At 73.8% G+C, this 13,186-nt stretch carries 17 protein-coding genes; 2 read left to right on the top strand and 15 right to left on the bottom strand.

The genetic code is table 11. The annotated features are described in order from the left end of the window. Nucleotides 1–193: 193 nt before the first annotated feature. Together OG408_RS24070 and OG408_RS24065 are read right to left on the bottom strand one after the other, a co-directional pair. The gene (locus OG408_RS24070) at nt 194–532 is read right to left on the bottom strand and encodes a hypothetical protein (RefSeq protein WP_266786635.1); all 339 of its coding nucleotides are present in this window, start codon (nt 530–532) and stop codon (nt 194–196) included. Further along, the gene (locus tag OG408_RS24065; RefSeq protein WP_405404992.1) at nt 529–1,545 is read right to left on the bottom strand and encodes a polysaccharide deacetylase family protein; all 1,017 of its coding nucleotides are present in this window, start codon (nt 1,543–1,545) and stop codon (nt 529–531) included. The genes OG408_RS24070 and OG408_RS24065 overlap by 4 nt, the downstream gene beginning before the upstream one ends. A 96-nt stretch (nt 1,546–1,641) precedes the next feature. On the opposite strand from OG408_RS24065, the gene OG408_RS24060 reads away from it, so the two are divergent. Then, nucleotides 1,642–2,889 carry a THUMP-like domain-containing protein gene (locus tag OG408_RS24060; RefSeq protein ID WP_266781745.1) on the top strand — a complete coding sequence of 416 codons (1,248 nt, stop codon included), beginning with the start codon at nt 1,642–1,644 and terminating at the stop codon, nt 2,887–2,889. 12 nt (nt 2,890–2,901) lie between these two features. Here OG408_RS24060 and OG408_RS24055 read toward each other — a convergent pair whose 3' ends face one another. The 9 genes from OG408_RS24055 to tsaB all read right to left on the bottom strand — a co-directional run bounded on the left by OG408_RS24055 (nt 2,902) and on the right by tsaB (nt 8,893). Beyond that, the gene (locus tag OG408_RS24055) at nt 2,902–3,267 is read right to left on the bottom strand and encodes a hypothetical protein (protein WP_266781743.1); all 366 of its coding nucleotides are present in this window, start codon (nt 3,265–3,267) and stop codon (nt 2,902–2,904) included. A 52-nt stretch (nt 3,268–3,319) separates the two neighbouring features. After that, nucleotides 3,320–3,985, bottom strand: coding sequence for a hypothetical protein (locus tag OG408_RS24050; protein WP_285564848.1), 666 nt, complete (start codon nt 3,983–3,985; stop codon nt 3,320–3,322). A 46-nt stretch (nt 3,986–4,031) separates the two neighbouring features. Next, complete coding sequence (locus tag OG408_RS24045; protein WP_266781739.1) at nt 4,032–4,502, bottom strand: VOC family protein; 471 nt, start codon at nt 4,500–4,502, stop codon at nt 4,032–4,034. Nucleotides 4,503–4,565: 63 nt separating this feature from the next. After that, complete coding sequence (locus OG408_RS24040; RefSeq protein WP_266781737.1) at nt 4,566–5,816, bottom strand: RNA polymerase sigma factor; 1,251 nt, start codon at nt 5,814–5,816, stop codon at nt 4,566–4,568. 51 nt (nt 5,817–5,867) lie between these two features. Continuing rightward, nucleotides 5,868–6,230 (bottom strand): YciI family protein, encoded by a 363-nt coding sequence (locus tag OG408_RS24035; RefSeq protein ID WP_326671869.1) that lies wholly within the window; start codon nt 6,228–6,230, stop codon nt 5,868–5,870. 137 nt (nt 6,231–6,367) lie between these two features. Continuing rightward, on the bottom strand, nt 6,368–6,652 hold the full coding sequence (locus OG408_RS24030) for a hypothetical protein (RefSeq protein ID WP_326671867.1): 285 nt from the start codon (nt 6,650–6,652) through the stop codon (nt 6,368–6,370). After that, a complete protein-coding gene (tsaD, locus tag OG408_RS24025) occupies nt 6,649–7,758 on the bottom strand; it encodes a tRNA (adenosine(37)-N6)-threonylcarbamoyltransferase complex transferase subunit TsaD (RefSeq protein ID WP_266781731.1) in 1,110 nt (369 codons plus the stop codon). Before tsaD ends, OG408_RS24030 begins: the two co-directional genes overlap by 4 nt. Beyond that, on the bottom strand, nt 7,758–8,249 hold the full coding sequence (gene rimI / locus OG408_RS24020) for a ribosomal protein S18-alanine N-acetyltransferase (RefSeq protein WP_219572924.1): 492 nt from the start codon (nt 8,247–8,249) through the stop codon (nt 7,758–7,760). The genes tsaD and rimI overlap by 1 nt, the downstream gene beginning before the upstream one ends. Then, nucleotides 8,246–8,893 (bottom strand): tRNA (adenosine(37)-N6)-threonylcarbamoyltransferase complex dimerization subunit type 1 TsaB, encoded by a 648-nt coding sequence (tsaB, locus tag OG408_RS24015; protein ID WP_266786379.1) that lies wholly within the window; start codon nt 8,891–8,893, stop codon nt 8,246–8,248. Before tsaB ends, rimI begins: the two co-directional genes overlap by 4 nt. Before the next feature lie 240 nt (nt 8,894–9,133). On the opposite strand from tsaB, the gene OG408_RS24010 reads away from it, so the two are divergent. Beyond that, entirely contained in the window at nt 9,134–9,670 is a 537-nt protein-coding gene (locus OG408_RS24010; RefSeq protein WP_266786377.1) for a hypothetical protein, read from the top strand. A 78-nt stretch (nt 9,671–9,748) separates the two neighbouring features. Here OG408_RS24010 and OG408_RS24005 read toward each other — a convergent pair whose 3' ends face one another. The 4 genes from OG408_RS24005 to alr all read right to left on the bottom strand — a co-directional run bounded on the left by OG408_RS24005 (nt 9,749) and on the right by alr (nt 13,101). Then, nucleotides 9,749–9,916, bottom strand: a complete 168-nt coding sequence (locus OG408_RS24005; protein WP_266781726.1) for a hypothetical protein — start codon at nt 9,914–9,916, stop codon at nt 9,749–9,751. 145 nt (nt 9,917–10,061) lie between these two features. Next, nucleotides 10,062–10,637 (bottom strand): tRNA (adenosine(37)-N6)-threonylcarbamoyltransferase complex ATPase subunit type 1 TsaE, encoded by a 576-nt coding sequence (gene tsaE, locus OG408_RS24000; RefSeq protein WP_285564851.1) that lies wholly within the window; start codon nt 10,635–10,637, stop codon nt 10,062–10,064. After that, complete coding sequence (locus OG408_RS23995) at nt 10,606–11,859, bottom strand: alpha/beta fold hydrolase (RefSeq protein ID WP_326671862.1); 1,254 nt, start codon at nt 11,857–11,859, stop codon at nt 10,606–10,608. Before OG408_RS23995 ends, tsaE begins: the two co-directional genes overlap by 32 nt. Before the next feature lie 72 nt (nt 11,860–11,931). Continuing rightward, on the bottom strand, nt 11,932–13,101 hold the full coding sequence (alr, locus tag OG408_RS23990) for an alanine racemase (protein ID WP_285564853.1): 1,170 nt from the start codon (nt 13,099–13,101) through the stop codon (nt 11,932–11,934). Nucleotides 13,102–13,186 lie beyond the last annotated feature (85 nt).

Below are 13,186 nucleotides of genomic sequence, written 5' to 3'. Positions count from 1 at the left end.
GACCAGGTGGGCCCGTCGTCGCGGGTGCCGGACCTGCCGGTCGCACAGAACTGCTGGCACTCTCCAGTGGGGAGTGCCAGCACTGAGACTATGACCGCGATTAGCACTCGGTCAAGCGGAGTGCCAATTCACGCCCTCGTGGCGTCTCCGGAGAGGTCCGGACCGCGCGCCGGAGCAGGTCCGGATCCGGCGACTACCGCCTCGCGCACCCCGCCTCCACGGCCGGGGCCCCCGACTCGTAACGTCCCGGCCGCCCCGGCCGTTCCGGCCACCAGTGGACCGGTGGCCGCACCCGGTAGCCGCCGGCCGCGGGACCGCCGCAGGCGACGACGACCATCGCCCCCGGCGCCCCGTGGTCACCGCGCACCGCCGCGGGCCGCGCCTCCGGGTCGCTCGGCGACGGATGCACCCGCTGCGCCGCCTTGCGGCCCAGCCGCTCGATCGGGTCCACCGACTGCGCGCAGCCTGCGGTGGCGGTCAGGAGCGCACCGGCGGTCAGCAGTCCGGCCAGCAGCCGGTGCGCCCTTCTCATACGTAGTCCTCCAGCCGGGCCACGGCGTAACCCTTGTCCGTGATGACCTTCATGACGGACCGGATCAGGTCGGGCATGCTGCCCTTCCAGTCCTTCTTGCCGCGGAAGTGCGTGAGGATGATGTCGCCGGGGTGCAGGTCCTGGTCCTCCTCGCGCCACTCCATGTGGTCGGGGAACGCCTCCGCAGCCCACAGCGGCACGGCCGTGATGCCGCAGGACTTGGCGATCCGCAGGGTGTCGCCGTTGTAGTTCCCGTACGGCGGCCGGAAGAGCCGGGGGCGCTCGCCGTACTGCTTCTCCAGGATGTCCTGCTGGTCGCAGATCTCCCGCTGCTGCTCCTCGTGGGAGAGACCGGGCATGTAGCGGTGGTTCAGCGTGTGGTTGCCGAGGACGACGCCGCGCGCCTGGGCCTCCTTGAAGTACGCGTAGTCGTCGCGCACCAGGTAGTCGCTGAGGAAGGCGCTGTACGGGATGTTCAGCTCCGACATCATCTTCAGCAGCTCGGGGTCCTTGTCGTCCCCGTCGTCCATCGTCAGGAAGACGATCTTGTCCTTGGTGGGGACCGTCGTGAAGACCGGCGGCAGGGACGCGTCACCGCCCTCGACCTCGAAGCCCTTGCGGGTGGTGAGGTGCGGTTTCACGGCGGGCGGCGCCGGCGGGGTCAGCGGGGTGCCCGCCAGGCCCCACTTCTTCGCGGCGACGGCCCGTGCGGCCAGGGCGCGGCGCGCCTTCTCGGCCTGCGCGGCTACGGACCCCGCCGCTCCCGCCGGGGGCCCGCCCTGCTGTCCGGCCTGGGCGGCGGCCGCGCGGCCGGGGTCGGCCGGTGCGCGCTCGGCGGTCTCGGCGGCACAGCCCGAGCCGACGGCGGCGACCAGGAGCGCGGCGACGACCGCATAGCCCGGCCGGCGCCGCAGGTGCCCCCGTCCGCGCCTCGCCCGTCCCTGCCCGCACGACTCCGCACCCGGTCTGCGCCTCTTCATGTCCAATTCTTCCTTTTGTCGTACTGGCTGCATGGCGCCGCATCCTGCCAGCCCGGGGCCGGGCTTCCGGGCCGACACAGCGCCCGCCCCGCACGGTCCCCCGGCTGGCGCGCAGCCGACTGGCCCACAATGGGGCGGGTGAACGCTCTCTCCCCGGCCGGCCCGTCCGACGCCCCCGACCCCCTCGCCGACTTCCTGGCCCTGCGCACCCCCGAGGGCGCCGGACTGCTGGCCGGCCTGCGGTCGTACGACCCCGCCACGGAACTGGCCACCGCCACCCGGCTGCGCCGCACCCACCCGGCCGCCCTCGTCTCGGCGGCCATCGGCCAGGCCCGGCTGCGGCAGCGGGCGGTGGCGAAGTTCGGGGCCGAGGACGCGCACCGGATGTTCTTCACGCCGAACGGGGTCGAGCAGGCGACCCGCACCTCGGTGGCCGGCTACCGCGCCCGGCGGTTCGCGGACGCCGGGGTGCGCAGCGTCGCCGACCTCTGCTGCGGGATCGGCGGCGACGCGATCGCCCTGGCCCGGGCCGGGATCTCCGTCCTCGCCGTCGACCGCGATCCGCTGACCGCCGAGGTGGCCCGCGCCAACGCCGCCGCGCTCGGCCTGGACGCGCTGATCGAGGTCCGGTGCGCGGACGTCACCGAGATCGACACCACGCCCTACGACGCGGTCTTCGTCGACCCGGCCCGGCGCGGCGGACGCGGCAGGATCTTCGACCCGGAGGCGTACTCCCCGCCCCTGTCCTGGGCGACCGCGGCCGCGCTGAAGGCGCCGAGGGCCGCGCTGAAGATCGCCCCGGGTGTCCCGCACGAGGCGATCGGGCCGCAGGCGGAGGCCGAGTGGATCTCGGACGGCGGCGACGTGAAGGAGGCGGTGCTGTGGTTCGGCGAGGGCTTCGAGGCCGGCTCCTACCGCGCGACGCTGCTCCCGTCGGGCGCCACCCTGGCGGCTCCGGCCGCGCTGCCCGCCCCGCCGGTCGGCCCGGTGGGCCGCTATCTGTACGAGCCGGACGGTGCGGTGATCCGGGCGCATCTGGTCGCCGGCATCGTGGAGCGCTGCCACGGCCGGCTGATCGACGGGATGATCGCGTACGTCACGAGCGACGAGCTGTACGACTCCCCGTACACCGCCGGCTACGAGATCACCGATCAGCTGCCCTTCAACGTGAAGCGGCTGAAGGCGCTGCTGCGGGAGCGCGAGGTCGGTGTCCTCACGGTCAAGAAGCGCGGCTCGGCGGTCGAACCCGAGGAGCTGCGGCGGAAGATGAAGCTCCGGGGGCCGCACGCGGCCACGGTCTTCCTGACCCGGGTCGCGGACGCGCCGACGATGCTGGTCGGCCGCCCCGTGACCGGCCCGGAGGCCGGCCTCGGGTGAGTGCGGCCAGCCTCAGGCGAGGTCGGTCAGATCGTCCGCGTACACCTGTGAGAGCGGCTGCGGACCCACGTACTGCTGGCAGTTGCACTGCCCCGACTCGAAGCGCACCGGCTTCTTCTGCTCGTCCCACGCGGTCGGCACCTCGACCCGCTCGTGGCACTTGCCCCGCTTGTCGTGCTTGGCGAGGTGGTGCGTGCAGCCGCAGACCGGCTCCGGCGGCCGGTTCGCCGCCTCGACCGCCAGCCGCTCCTGCTTGCCGGCCTCCAGCAGTTCCAGCTTGCGGGTGTGCCGATTGCGCAGAGCCGTACGGACGTTGTCGACCGCCCAGCCGAAGCCGCCCGTCCAGAAGATGATGAGCAGCCACCAGTACCACTCCATGAAACGCCCTCCCCCTGAGTCGCCCGTGTATGCGCCAAGGATAGGGCCGGGGTCAGCGGTGGGCACCGCCGCCGGAGGGGACGAGGGGATCGGACGCGGCCCGGCCGGCGAGCGTCCCGAGGATCCAACTCCGGTGCCGGAAGGCCTTGATGACGCCGATGAGGCCGATCAGCCAGCTGATGAAGCCGAGTCCCATGATCAGGGCCATCAGGCCGTAGGTGTCATGGCCCCGGACCGCGCCCGCCGGCACGGCGAAGCAGGCGTACAGCCCGAAGGCGCAGAGCGCGAAGGAACTCAGCAGCCAGGCCAGGCTCACGCCGGGCAGCCGGAGCGCACTGTCGCCCGCCGGGTCGCGGTCCAACGCGCCCCACTGCGCGAGCAGTCGGCGGATGTCCCGGTCCCGGCGCAGGCCCACGACGACGAGGACGACCGCGGGCACCAGGGCGGCGGCGCCCAGGGCGAGCAGGACCACGCCCATGATGGAGCTGATGATGTCGTACGACTCCTCGAACGTGATGAACGCGGTGCCGATCAGCGCCCAGCCGAACGCCCCGAGCGCCCCCCACGTCCAGAGCAGCCCGAGGCGGCCGGGCCCGATGTGCATCCGCACCAACGCGCCGAGGATGAAGGCCCGGTCGGCGAGCAGCGCACCCCGGTCGGGCCAGGTGCGTATCTCCACGGGTGGCGGGGGCGGCGGCAGCGCAGGGCGAGCGGACATGGGCCAGACCCTACCGAGCACCGGACGGCGCCCGGGCGGGGCGGTCTCAGGCGTTGCGCAGGGCCTCGATGTCCAGGCGCTTCATGCCGAACATCGCCTTCATGGCGCGGGCGGCCTTCTCCGGGTCCGGGTCGGTCAGGGCCTCGCCGAGACCGGGCGGGATGATCTGCCAGGACACCCCGAACCTGTCCTTGAGCCAGCCGCACTGGCTCTCCTGGCCGCCGTCCGCGGTGAGCCGGTCCCACAGCTCGTCGGCCTCCTGCTGCGAGGCGCACTCCACCGAGAGGGAGACGGCCTCGCTGAAGGGGAACTGGGGTCCGCCGTTGAACGCGATGTACTCGGCGCCCTCCAGCTGGAACCGCACGGTCATCACCGCCCCGTCGTCACCCGGTGAGGACGCGGTCCAGCGGGTCACGTCCAGGACGCGCGAGTCGCCGCCGATGACGGAGATGTAGTGGTCCGCCGCCTCCTCGGCCTGGTTTTTGTCGAACCAAAGGAACGTGGTGACCTTCTGCATGGTCCTCTCCTCACTCGGTGGTGCGGAACGCGATGCAGGGTAGACCGGTGGCGGGCCCGGAACTCATCGGCCGGCCCGGCCCAGCAGCAGCGCCCTCTCCCGCTCGTTGCGGGTGAGCCCGGCCGCCCGTACGAACTCCGCGCGCGCCTCGTCCGTACGTCCCATCCGCTCCAGCAGATCCCCGCGGACGCTCGGCAGCAAGTGGTAGTCCTTGAGCGCGGGGTCGGCGGCCAGCGCGTCGACCAGGACGAGAGCGGCGGCGGGGCCCTCGGCCCTGGAGACGGCGACGGCGCGGTTGAGCTCGACGACGGGTGACGGGGCCAGGACGGCGAGCCGGTCGTAGAGGGCGGCGATGGCGGGCCAGTCGGTGTCCTCGTACCGCACCGCCCGGGCGTGGCAGGCGGCGATGGCGGCCTGGAGGGCGTACGGGCCCAGTGGCCGTCCCGCCTCCGCGGCCGTTTCGCTCGCCCGGAGCAGGGCCGCGTAGCCGCGGCGGATCAGCAGCCGGTCCCAGCGGGCCCGGTTCTGGTCCGCGAGCAGCACCGGCGCCCCGTCCGGTCCGGTCCTGGCGGCGGTGCGCGATGCCTGGAGCTCCAGCAGGGCGGCCAGCCCGTGCACCTCGGGCTCCTGCGGCATCAGCCCGGCCAGCACCCGGGCCAGCCGCAGCGCGTCCTCGCAGAGGCCCGGGCGCAGCCAGTCGTCGCCGGCGGTCGCGGCATAGCCCTCGTTGAAGACCAGGTAGATGACTTCCAGTACCGATCCGAGCCGGGCGGCGCGCTCGGGGCCGTACGGCACCTCGAAGGGGACGCCGGCCCGGCCGAGCGCCCGTTTGGCGCGGACGATCCGCTGGGCGACGGTGGGCTCGGTGCTGAGGAAGGCGCGGGCGATCTCCTCGGTGGTGAGGCCGCCGAGGAGGCGCAGGGTGAGGGCGATCCGGGCATCGGTGGAGAGCACCGGGTGGCAGGAGGTGAAGATCAGCCGCAGCAGGTCGTCGTCGATGCGGTCCGGGTCGGCGGCGGCCGGGTCGGGTCCGCCGGGGACGGTGTCCAGGTCTCGGCCCATCTCGGCCAGCTTGCGGGCGTACGTCTCGCGGCGGCGTACCAGGTCGATGGCGCGGTGCCTGGCCGTGGCCATGAGCCAGGCTCCCGGGTTGTCCGGGACGCCCGACTCGGGCCACTGCTCCAGCGCGGCGACCAGGGCGTCCTGCGCGAGTTCCTCGGCGATGCCCACGTCCCGGACGATCCGGGCGACACCGGCGATGATCCGCGCGGACTCGATCCTGAATACCGCCTCAACCGCGCTCGCTGCCGTCACGGCCACCCATCAGAGCAGCCGGACCGGACCCGGGCAAGCGCGGCCGGCCGGTCAGCCGGTCGCTTCGTCGATGGCGCGGACCTCGCAGGTGACGCTCCAGCTCTCCGGGTGCACGCGCAGGAACCGGTTGGCCCACTCCAGTGCCTCGTCCTTGTCCTTGCACTGGAGGATGGCGTACCCGCCGACGACCTCCTTGGTCTCGGTGAAGGGGCCGTCGGTGTAGCTGAGCTTGCCGCCGGACCAGTGGACGCGGGTGGCCTGGGCGGTCGGGACGAGTCCGGCCGTCTCCAGCATCACGCCCGCCATGCTGATCTCCTCGAACAGGGCGCCCATGCGCTCGTCGAAGCCGGGGTCGGGCTCGAACCCCGCGGCGGCCTGCTCGTCGATGCGGATGAGTGACATGAAGCGCGGCATGGTGACTCCTCGGTCGGGAGGGCGGGGACCTCTTCCCCGCCTCTCACCCCTGCGTCGAACGGGACACGGCCGGATCGACACTCCGCACGGAATTCTTCTGAGAATCTCGCGGACCGGCCACCCGGGCGCCGCCGCCCTCAGCCGTCCGCCGAGCCGAGTGACTCGAAACGCCAGCGGTGCACCGGCCGGGTGACGGCGTCCGCGGCCGGCTCGGGCAGCTCCGGCAGCTCGTCGCCGTAGGCGCCGTCCCACCAGGTGATGACCAGGACCCGGTCCTGCGGGGCGCGCAGCAGCTCGCTGCGCAGCGGCGGCCGGGCCAGTTCGCCCGCGCGGGCGCGGGCCCACTCCAGGAGTTCCGCGCCCCGGCCCTCGACGGCCCGGGCCTCCCACATCAGCGCGACGGTCGTCCCGGTACCGCTCATGAGTAGAGGTTGTCCTTGCTGATCTCGTGCACGTGGTCGTGCGTGTGGGAGTGGCCGTGGTCCGCGCCCGGTACGTGGGGCTCGGTGACCGGCAGCGAGGAGTCGGCCGACAGCTCCAGGTCGGAGGCGGGCCGGTTGCGGGCCACCATCTCCGCGCCCAGGGCGGCGACCATCGCCCCGTTGTCGGTGCACAGTCCGGGCCTCGGCACGCGCAGCCGGATGCCGGCCCGCTCGCACCGCTCCTGGGCGAGCGCCCGCAGCCGCGAGTTGGCCGCGACGCCGCCGCCGATCATCAGGTGGTCGACGCCCTCGTCCTTGCAGGCACGGACGGCCTTGCGGGTGAGCACGTCCACCACGGCCTCCTGGAAGGACGCCGCCACGTCCCGTACCGGCACGTCCTCGCCCGCGGCGCGCTTGGCCTCGATCCAGCGGGCGACGGAGGTCTTCAGGCCGGAGAAGGAGAAGTCGTACGCGGGATCGCGCGGACCGCTCAGGCCGCGCGGGAACGCGATGGCCTTCGGGTCGCCCTCCCTGGCGAGCCGGTCGATGACCGGGCCGCCGGGGAAGCCGAGGTGCAGCACCCGGGCGATCTTGTCGAAGGCCTCGCCCGCCGCGTCGTCGATGGTCGCGCCGAGCGGCCGCACGTCGTTGGTGATGTCGGGGGCGAGCAGCAGCGAGGAGTGCCCGCCGCTGACCAGCAGCGCCATGGTGGGCTCGGGCAGCGGGCCGTGCTCCAGCTGGTCGACGCAGATGTGCGAGGCGAGGTGGTTCACGCCGTACAGCGGCTTGTTCAGCGCGTACGCGTACGCCTTCGCCGCCGAGACGCCGACGAGCAGCGCGCCGGCGAGTCCCGGTCCGGCGGTGACCGAGATGCCGTCGAGGTCGCGGCCGGTGACCCCGGCCTCCTTCAGCGCGCGCTCGATCGTCGGGACCATCGCCTCCAGGTGCGCGCGGGAGGCGATCTCCGGGACGACGCCGCCGAAGCGGGCGTGCGTGTCGACGCTGGACGCGACGGCGTCGGCGAGCAGCGTCGTCCCGCGGACGATGCCCACGCCGGTCTCGTCGCAGGAGGTCTCGATACCGAGTACGAGCGGTTCGTCAGCCATCAGTCAGTCTCGTTTTCTTGAACGTGGAGGCGCATGACGAGTGCGTCGATGTTGCCCGGCTGGTAGTAGCCGCGGCGGAAGCCGATGGGTTCGAAGCCGAAGCGTTCGTACAGCTTCTGCGCCCGGGTGTTGTCGACCCGGACCTCCAGCAGTACCTCGGCGCACTCGAAGGCCGTGGCGTGCTTCAGCAGATCGGTCAGGAGCTCGGAGCCGAGCCCGCCGCCCCAGTGGCCGCGGGTGACGCCGATCGTCTGTACGTCGGCGAGGTCGCCGGCGGCCGCGAGGCCCGCGTACCCGACGATCCGGCCGCTGACCGGGTCCTCGGCCACGACGTAGCGGCGGGTGGCCCGCGGGCCGCGTGCGTGCGCCAGCTCGGACCAGAACATGCCGGCCGACCAGGCGTCGTCCGGGAACAGCTCGTGCTCCAGGTCGAGCACCGGGTCGATGTCCCACCAGCGCATCTCGCGCAGCACTGCGGTCGTGGCGGTCACTTGGGAGTGACCACCTTGTAGTTCTTCGGGACCTGCGCGTCGGGCCTGCGGAGGTAGAGCGGCCGCGGCGGCAGCATGTCGGCGCCGGCGGCGAGACGCTCGGCGGCGAGGGCGGCCAGGGCGCCGGCCGCGACGTGCTCGGGGCCGCGCGCGTCCGGGAACGCGTCGGGGTAGAGCACCGCGCCCGCGCCGACGACGGGAAGACCGGCGAGCTGACCGGCGATGTCGGCGGGCCGGTCGACGGCGGGTTCACCGGTCCGGGTGCGGGGGTCCTCGTACCGCGCCCAGTAGACCTCCTTGCGGCGGGCGTCCGTCGCGACGGCGAACGGACCCGCCACCCCGGCCTGCCCCGCGGCGTACGCCAGCGCGTCCAGGGTGCACAGCCCGTGCACGGGGACGGAGAGCGCCGAGCCGAAGGTCGCGGCCGTCACCAGACCGACGCGCAGTCCGGTGTACGGGCCGGGGCCGACCCCCACGGCCACGTCGGTCACGGCGTCGAGCGTGACGCCGGCCTCGGCGAGGACCCGGTCGACGGCGGGCAGCAGCAGCTCCCCGTGCCTCCGGGCGTCGACCTGACCGGACTCGGCGACGACGCGGGTCCCGTCGTGCAGGGCGACGGTGACGGCGGGGGTGGCGGTATCCATAGCGAGCAAGAGCACGCAAACAGCCTACGGCTCCGCGGCAGCGGGGGCCGCGCCCCCGTACGGCGTCCCTGGAGCGGGGGTCCCGGCTGCTACCGTCACCGGGTATACGCGGAGTACGTGTAAACGCTTGTAGGACATACGGCGAACCGCGGTACGGCATGCAGCGAACCCGCTGTACGGCACAGACGAACCGCAACGGCGAAAGAGGCGCGAACGGTGGCTAGGGGCAGCTCGGGAATCGTGGCCGCGCTCACCGCGGCGGCCGTCGCCGCGGTCGGCTTCCTCGCCTACCAGGCATCGGCGAACGTCCCGGACAACCTCGGGGCGACACCGAAGGCGTCGGCCAGCGCACCGGCCAAGGGCGGCCACGCCAAGCCGAAGGCGAAGAAGGACCCGCTCGCCGTTCCCGCCGCGTCCGGCACCGGCATGCGCGTGGTGTACGCGCTGGGCGACCGCCGGGTGTGGCTGGTGGACGCGAAGGGCAAGCCGTCCCGGACCTTCAAGGTGATGCCGAGCGCGGTGAGCGCCCTGCCGGGCACCTACCGGGTGAGTTCGCGCTCCGGCAGCGTCACGGGCTCCGACGGGGTGCCGATCGAGCACGTGGTCCGGTTCGCGACCAACAACGACGTGGCCATCGGCTTCAGCGCCGCGCAGGACGGCTCGATGGAGAGCCCGGACCCGACGCTGAAGGCGGGTGGCGTACGGATGTCCCGCGAGGACGGCAACGCGGTGTGGACGTTCGCCACGGTGGGCGTGAAGGTCAACGTCGTCCCGTAGCTCCGCGCGTTCCGGCGGCTCGGAAGAGCCGTCCCGCAGCCCCGGAGATCCCCTCCGGCCCGCTCCCCGGGCCGGAGCTCAGGCCCGCCCGGTTCCCGACGGCTTGCCGTCGCGCGGGACGGGGGCCGTGCGCGGGCGCGGGCCGCACGGCGGGGTGGAGACGGCGGTGGCCGCCGCCCCGGCGGCGAGCAGGTCTCTCATCGATACCGCCCGCGGCGGACGCACTTCTCGCTCCGATGTCGGCATGGACGCCTCCTGGGGCTCCGGTGGAAGGCACGGTTAGGTAGACCTAACCTGCTCTCGCCCTCCATGTCACCACGCCCGCACCGCCCCGCGCAACAATTTGCCGACACCATGTCGGAAACGGACCGTCAGGTCCGGGTCCGGGGGCTCAGGCGCCCGCGGCCTCCCACGGGGCCCAGGACTCCGCACGCAGCCCCGCCCACCGGGCGCCGACGCCGGCGAGCGTCACCACGCGCCGTTCGTCGTCCGTGTCGCCGACGGCGCGGTCGATCAGCACCCGGAGCCGGTCGTCCGAGAGCTCCTCGACCTTGCCGTCGCCCCACTCGACGACCACCACCGACTCCGGCAGCGACACATCGAGGTCCAGGTCCTCCATCTCGTCGAGCCCGCCGCCCAGGCGGTACGCGTCGACGTGGACCAGCGCCGGGCCGCCGCCGAGCGGGGGGTGGACGCGGGCGATCACGAAGGTGGGGGACGTGACGGCGCCGCGCACCCCCAGGCCCTCGCCGAGCCCGCGGGTCAGGGTCGTCTTCCCGGCACCGAGCTCGCCGGTGAGCATCACGAGGTCGCCGGGGCGCAGCACGCCGGAGATCCGGCGGCCCAGGGCCTGCATCTGTTCGGGTGACTCCACGGCCAGCGTCACGGTGACGGTGTCGTCGCGCGTGACTCCGTGCGCGGTGCCTGCGGCGCGCTCAGCGGCCGGGCTGTTGTGCGGTGCTTCCATGCCCGCCAACGTTAGAGGATTCCGGTACGGCACCGGCCCGCACCAGCAGGTCCGCGAGCCGGTCCGTCACCGTCTCCGGGTGCTCCAGCATCACCAGGTGCCCGGCGTCCGGGACGATGACCAGCTCCGCGTCGGGCAGCTGGTCCGCGATGGCCTCGCTGTGCGAGCTCGGCGTCACCAGGTCCTTGTCCCCCGCCAGGATCAGCACCGGTACGTCCCGGAACAGCGGCAGCGCGTTGCTCTTGTCGTGCTCGGCGAAGGCCGGGTAGAACTCCGCGACGACGTCGATCGGCGTGGACTCGATGAGCCGCTCGGCGAACCGCTCGACCGCCGGGTCCACGTCCCGGGAGCCGAACGAGTACCGCTTGATCAGCCCGGCGAACAGGTCAGCGGTGGCCCGCCGGCCCCGCTCCACGAGCTCGGCCTGCGAGCCGAGCGCCTTCAGTACGCCGGGCAGCACCCGCCGTACCGCGTTCACGCCCGCCACCGGCAGCCCGAAGCTGACCTCGGCCAGCTTGCCGCTCGACGTGCCGACGAAGGCGACGGCGGCGACCCGGTCGCGCATCAGGGCGGGGTACTGGTCGGCCAGCGCCATGATCGTCATGCCGCCCATGGAGTGCCCGACCAGCACCAGCGGGCCCTCGGGCGCGGCCGCGTCGATCACGGCCTTGAGGTCGCGGCCGAGCTGGTCGATGCCGACGTGCACGCCCTGCGCCTGGGCCCGGCCGCGCTCGGAGCGGCCGTGGCTGCGCTGGTCCCAGTGGACGGTGCGCACGAGGCCGCGCAGGGCCGCGCGCTGGAAGTGCCAGGAGTCCTGGCTGAGGCAGTAACCATGGCTGAAGACGATGGTGACGGGGGCGGGGGCCTTGCGTCCGAAGAGGCGGAGCCTGCGCGGACCGGCGGCTCCGGAGCCGGCGGCCGTACCGCCCGTGCCCGTACCGCTGCCCGGGTCGACCTCGTCGATCTCGTAGTACAGCTCGGTGCCGTCGTCGGCCGCGGCCCGGCCCGGCAGGCCGCGCAGGGAGCCGTACGGTCCGGTGGCGTCCAGCGCGAGCCTGGCGCGCCTGCGCATGCCGCGCCCGACCGTCAGCCGCTCGACCGCGACCCCGGCCGCCGCGCCCGCGGCGATCACGCCTATGGCGGCGCCGGCGATCCCCGCCCGGCGCCAGCCGACCGCCGAAGCGGCCGTCGCCACCGCGTCCCCCGCGCTGATCTCACTCACCGTGCCGCGCTCCTCGTCGGTCGTGTCGTATCCATCGGATCAGATCGTGCCTGGTCAGGGGCGCTTCCCCGGTCAGGACCCGGCCGGGCGCCCCTCCGGCGTTCCGTCGTCCCGGTAGACCCGCGGCACCCGGCCGCCGATCCGGGTGACGATCTCGTACGCGATCGTGCCGGCCGCCTGCGCCCAGTCCTCGGCGCTCGGCTCGCCCCGGTCCCCCGGGCCGAACAGCACGGCGTCGCTGCCCTCCTCGACGACATCCCCGTGGAGGTCGACGACGAACTGGTCCATGGCCACCCGGCCCGCGACCGTCCGCCGGACCCCGCCGACGAGCACCGGGCCGCGGCCCGACGCGTGGCGCGGGACACCGTCCGCGTACCCCACCGGAACCAGGCCGAGCGTGGTCTCGGCCGACGTCGTGTAGTGGTGCCCGTAACTGATGCCGTGGCCGGCCGGCACCTGCTTGACCAGGGCGACCGACGCGGCGAGCGTCATCACCGGACGCAGTCCGAAGTCGGCGGAGGTGCCGAGCTCGGGGCTGGGCGAGATGCCGTACATGGCGATCCCGGTCCGGACGAGGTCGAAGTGCGACTCGGGGACCGTCAGCGTCGCCGGCGAGTTCGCGATGTGCCGCACCTCGGGCTCGACACCCGCCTTCTCCGCGTACGCCACCATGTCGCGGAAGGTGTCGAGCTGGGCGGTGATCGAGGGGTGTCCCGGCTCGTCCGCGCAGGCGAAGTGGGACCAGAGGCCGGTGACGCGGACGGTGCCCGCCTGCTCGGCGGTGCGGGCGGCGGCGACGAGCTCCGGCCAGTCGGCGGGCTGGCAGCCGTTGCGTCCCAGGCCGGTGTCGGCCTTGAGCTGGACGCGGGCGGGGCGGCCCGCGGCCGCGGCCGCCGCGGTGACCTCGCGCAGCGCCCACATCCCGCTCACCGACACGTCGATGTCGGCCTCGATCGCCTCGCGCCAGGGTCCGCCCGGCGTCCACAGCCAGCACATCATCCGGCCGCCGAGACCGGCCGCGCGCAGGGCCAGCGCCTCCTGCGGGGTGGCGGTGCCCAGCCAGGTGGCACCGGCTTCGAGCGCGGCGCGGGCGCAGCGCTCCGCCCCGTGCCCGTACGCGTCGGACTTGACGACGGCCATGAGGTGCGCGCCGCCCGCCCGGGCACGCAGAACGCGCACGTTGGCGCGGAGTGCGGCGAGATCGATCTCGGCACGGGCTCTCAAGGACGCTGTCTCGTTCATCGCGCCCAGTGTCTCAGAGCCGGGCGGCGCGGCCCCCGGGCGCCGGTGCGGGGGCGGGGCGCGCCGCACCGGCCGGACGGGCAGG

Source organism: Streptomyces sp. NBC_01257 (assembly GCF_035917255.1).
In the GTDB taxonomy this organism is placed as follows: domain Bacteria; phylum Actinomycetota; class Actinomycetes; order Streptomycetales; family Streptomycetaceae; genus Streptomyces.
This window is presented reverse-complemented; position numbering and strand designations above follow the sequence as displayed.

Excerpts from the sequence above, each read along its gene's own strand:
- OG408_RS24070 (WP_266786635.1), bottom strand. The coding sequence starts at position 532 with ATGAGAAGGGCGCACCGGCTGCTGGCCGGACTGCTGACCGCCGGTGCG.
- OG408_RS24065 (WP_405404992.1), bottom strand. The coding sequence starts at position 1,545 with ATGCAGCCAGTACGACAAAAGGAAGAATTGGACATGAAGAGGCGCAGA.
- OG408_RS24060 (WP_266781745.1), top strand. The coding sequence starts at position 1,642 with ATGGGGCGGGTGAACGCTCTCTCCCCGGCCGGCCCGTCCGACGCCCCC.
- OG408_RS24055 (WP_266781743.1), bottom strand. The coding sequence starts at position 3,267 with ATGGAGTGGTACTGGTGGCTGCTCATCATCTTCTGGACGGGCGGCTTC.
- OG408_RS24050 (WP_285564848.1), bottom strand. The coding sequence starts at position 3,985 with ATGTCCGCTCGCCCTGCGCTGCCGCCGCCCCCGCCACCCGTGGAGATA.
- OG408_RS24045 (WP_266781739.1), bottom strand. The coding sequence starts at position 4,502 with ATGCAGAAGGTCACCACGTTCCTTTGGTTCGACAAAAACCAGGCCGAG.
- OG408_RS24035 (WP_326671869.1), bottom strand. The coding sequence starts at position 6,230 with ATGCCGCGCTTCATGTCACTCATCCGCATCGACGAGCAGGCCGCCGCG.
- OG408_RS24030 (WP_326671867.1), bottom strand. The coding sequence starts at position 6,652 with ATGAGCGGTACCGGGACGACCGTCGCGCTGATGTGGGAGGCCCGGGCC.
- tsaD (WP_266781731.1), bottom strand. The coding sequence starts at position 7,758 with ATGGCTGACGAACCGCTCGTACTCGGTATCGAGACCTCCTGCGACGAG.
- tsaB (WP_266786379.1), bottom strand. The coding sequence starts at position 8,893 with ATGGATACCGCCACCCCCGCCGTCACCGTCGCCCTGCACGACGGGACC.
- OG408_RS24005 (WP_266781726.1), bottom strand. The coding sequence starts at position 9,916 with ATGCCGACATCGGAGCGAGAAGTGCGTCCGCCGCGGGCGGTATCGATG.
- tsaE (WP_285564851.1), bottom strand. The coding sequence starts at position 10,637 with ATGGAAGCACCGCACAACAGCCCGGCCGCTGAGCGCGCCGCAGGCACC.
- alr (WP_285564853.1), bottom strand. The coding sequence starts at position 13,101 with ATGAACGAGACAGCGTCCTTGAGAGCCCGTGCCGAGATCGATCTCGCC.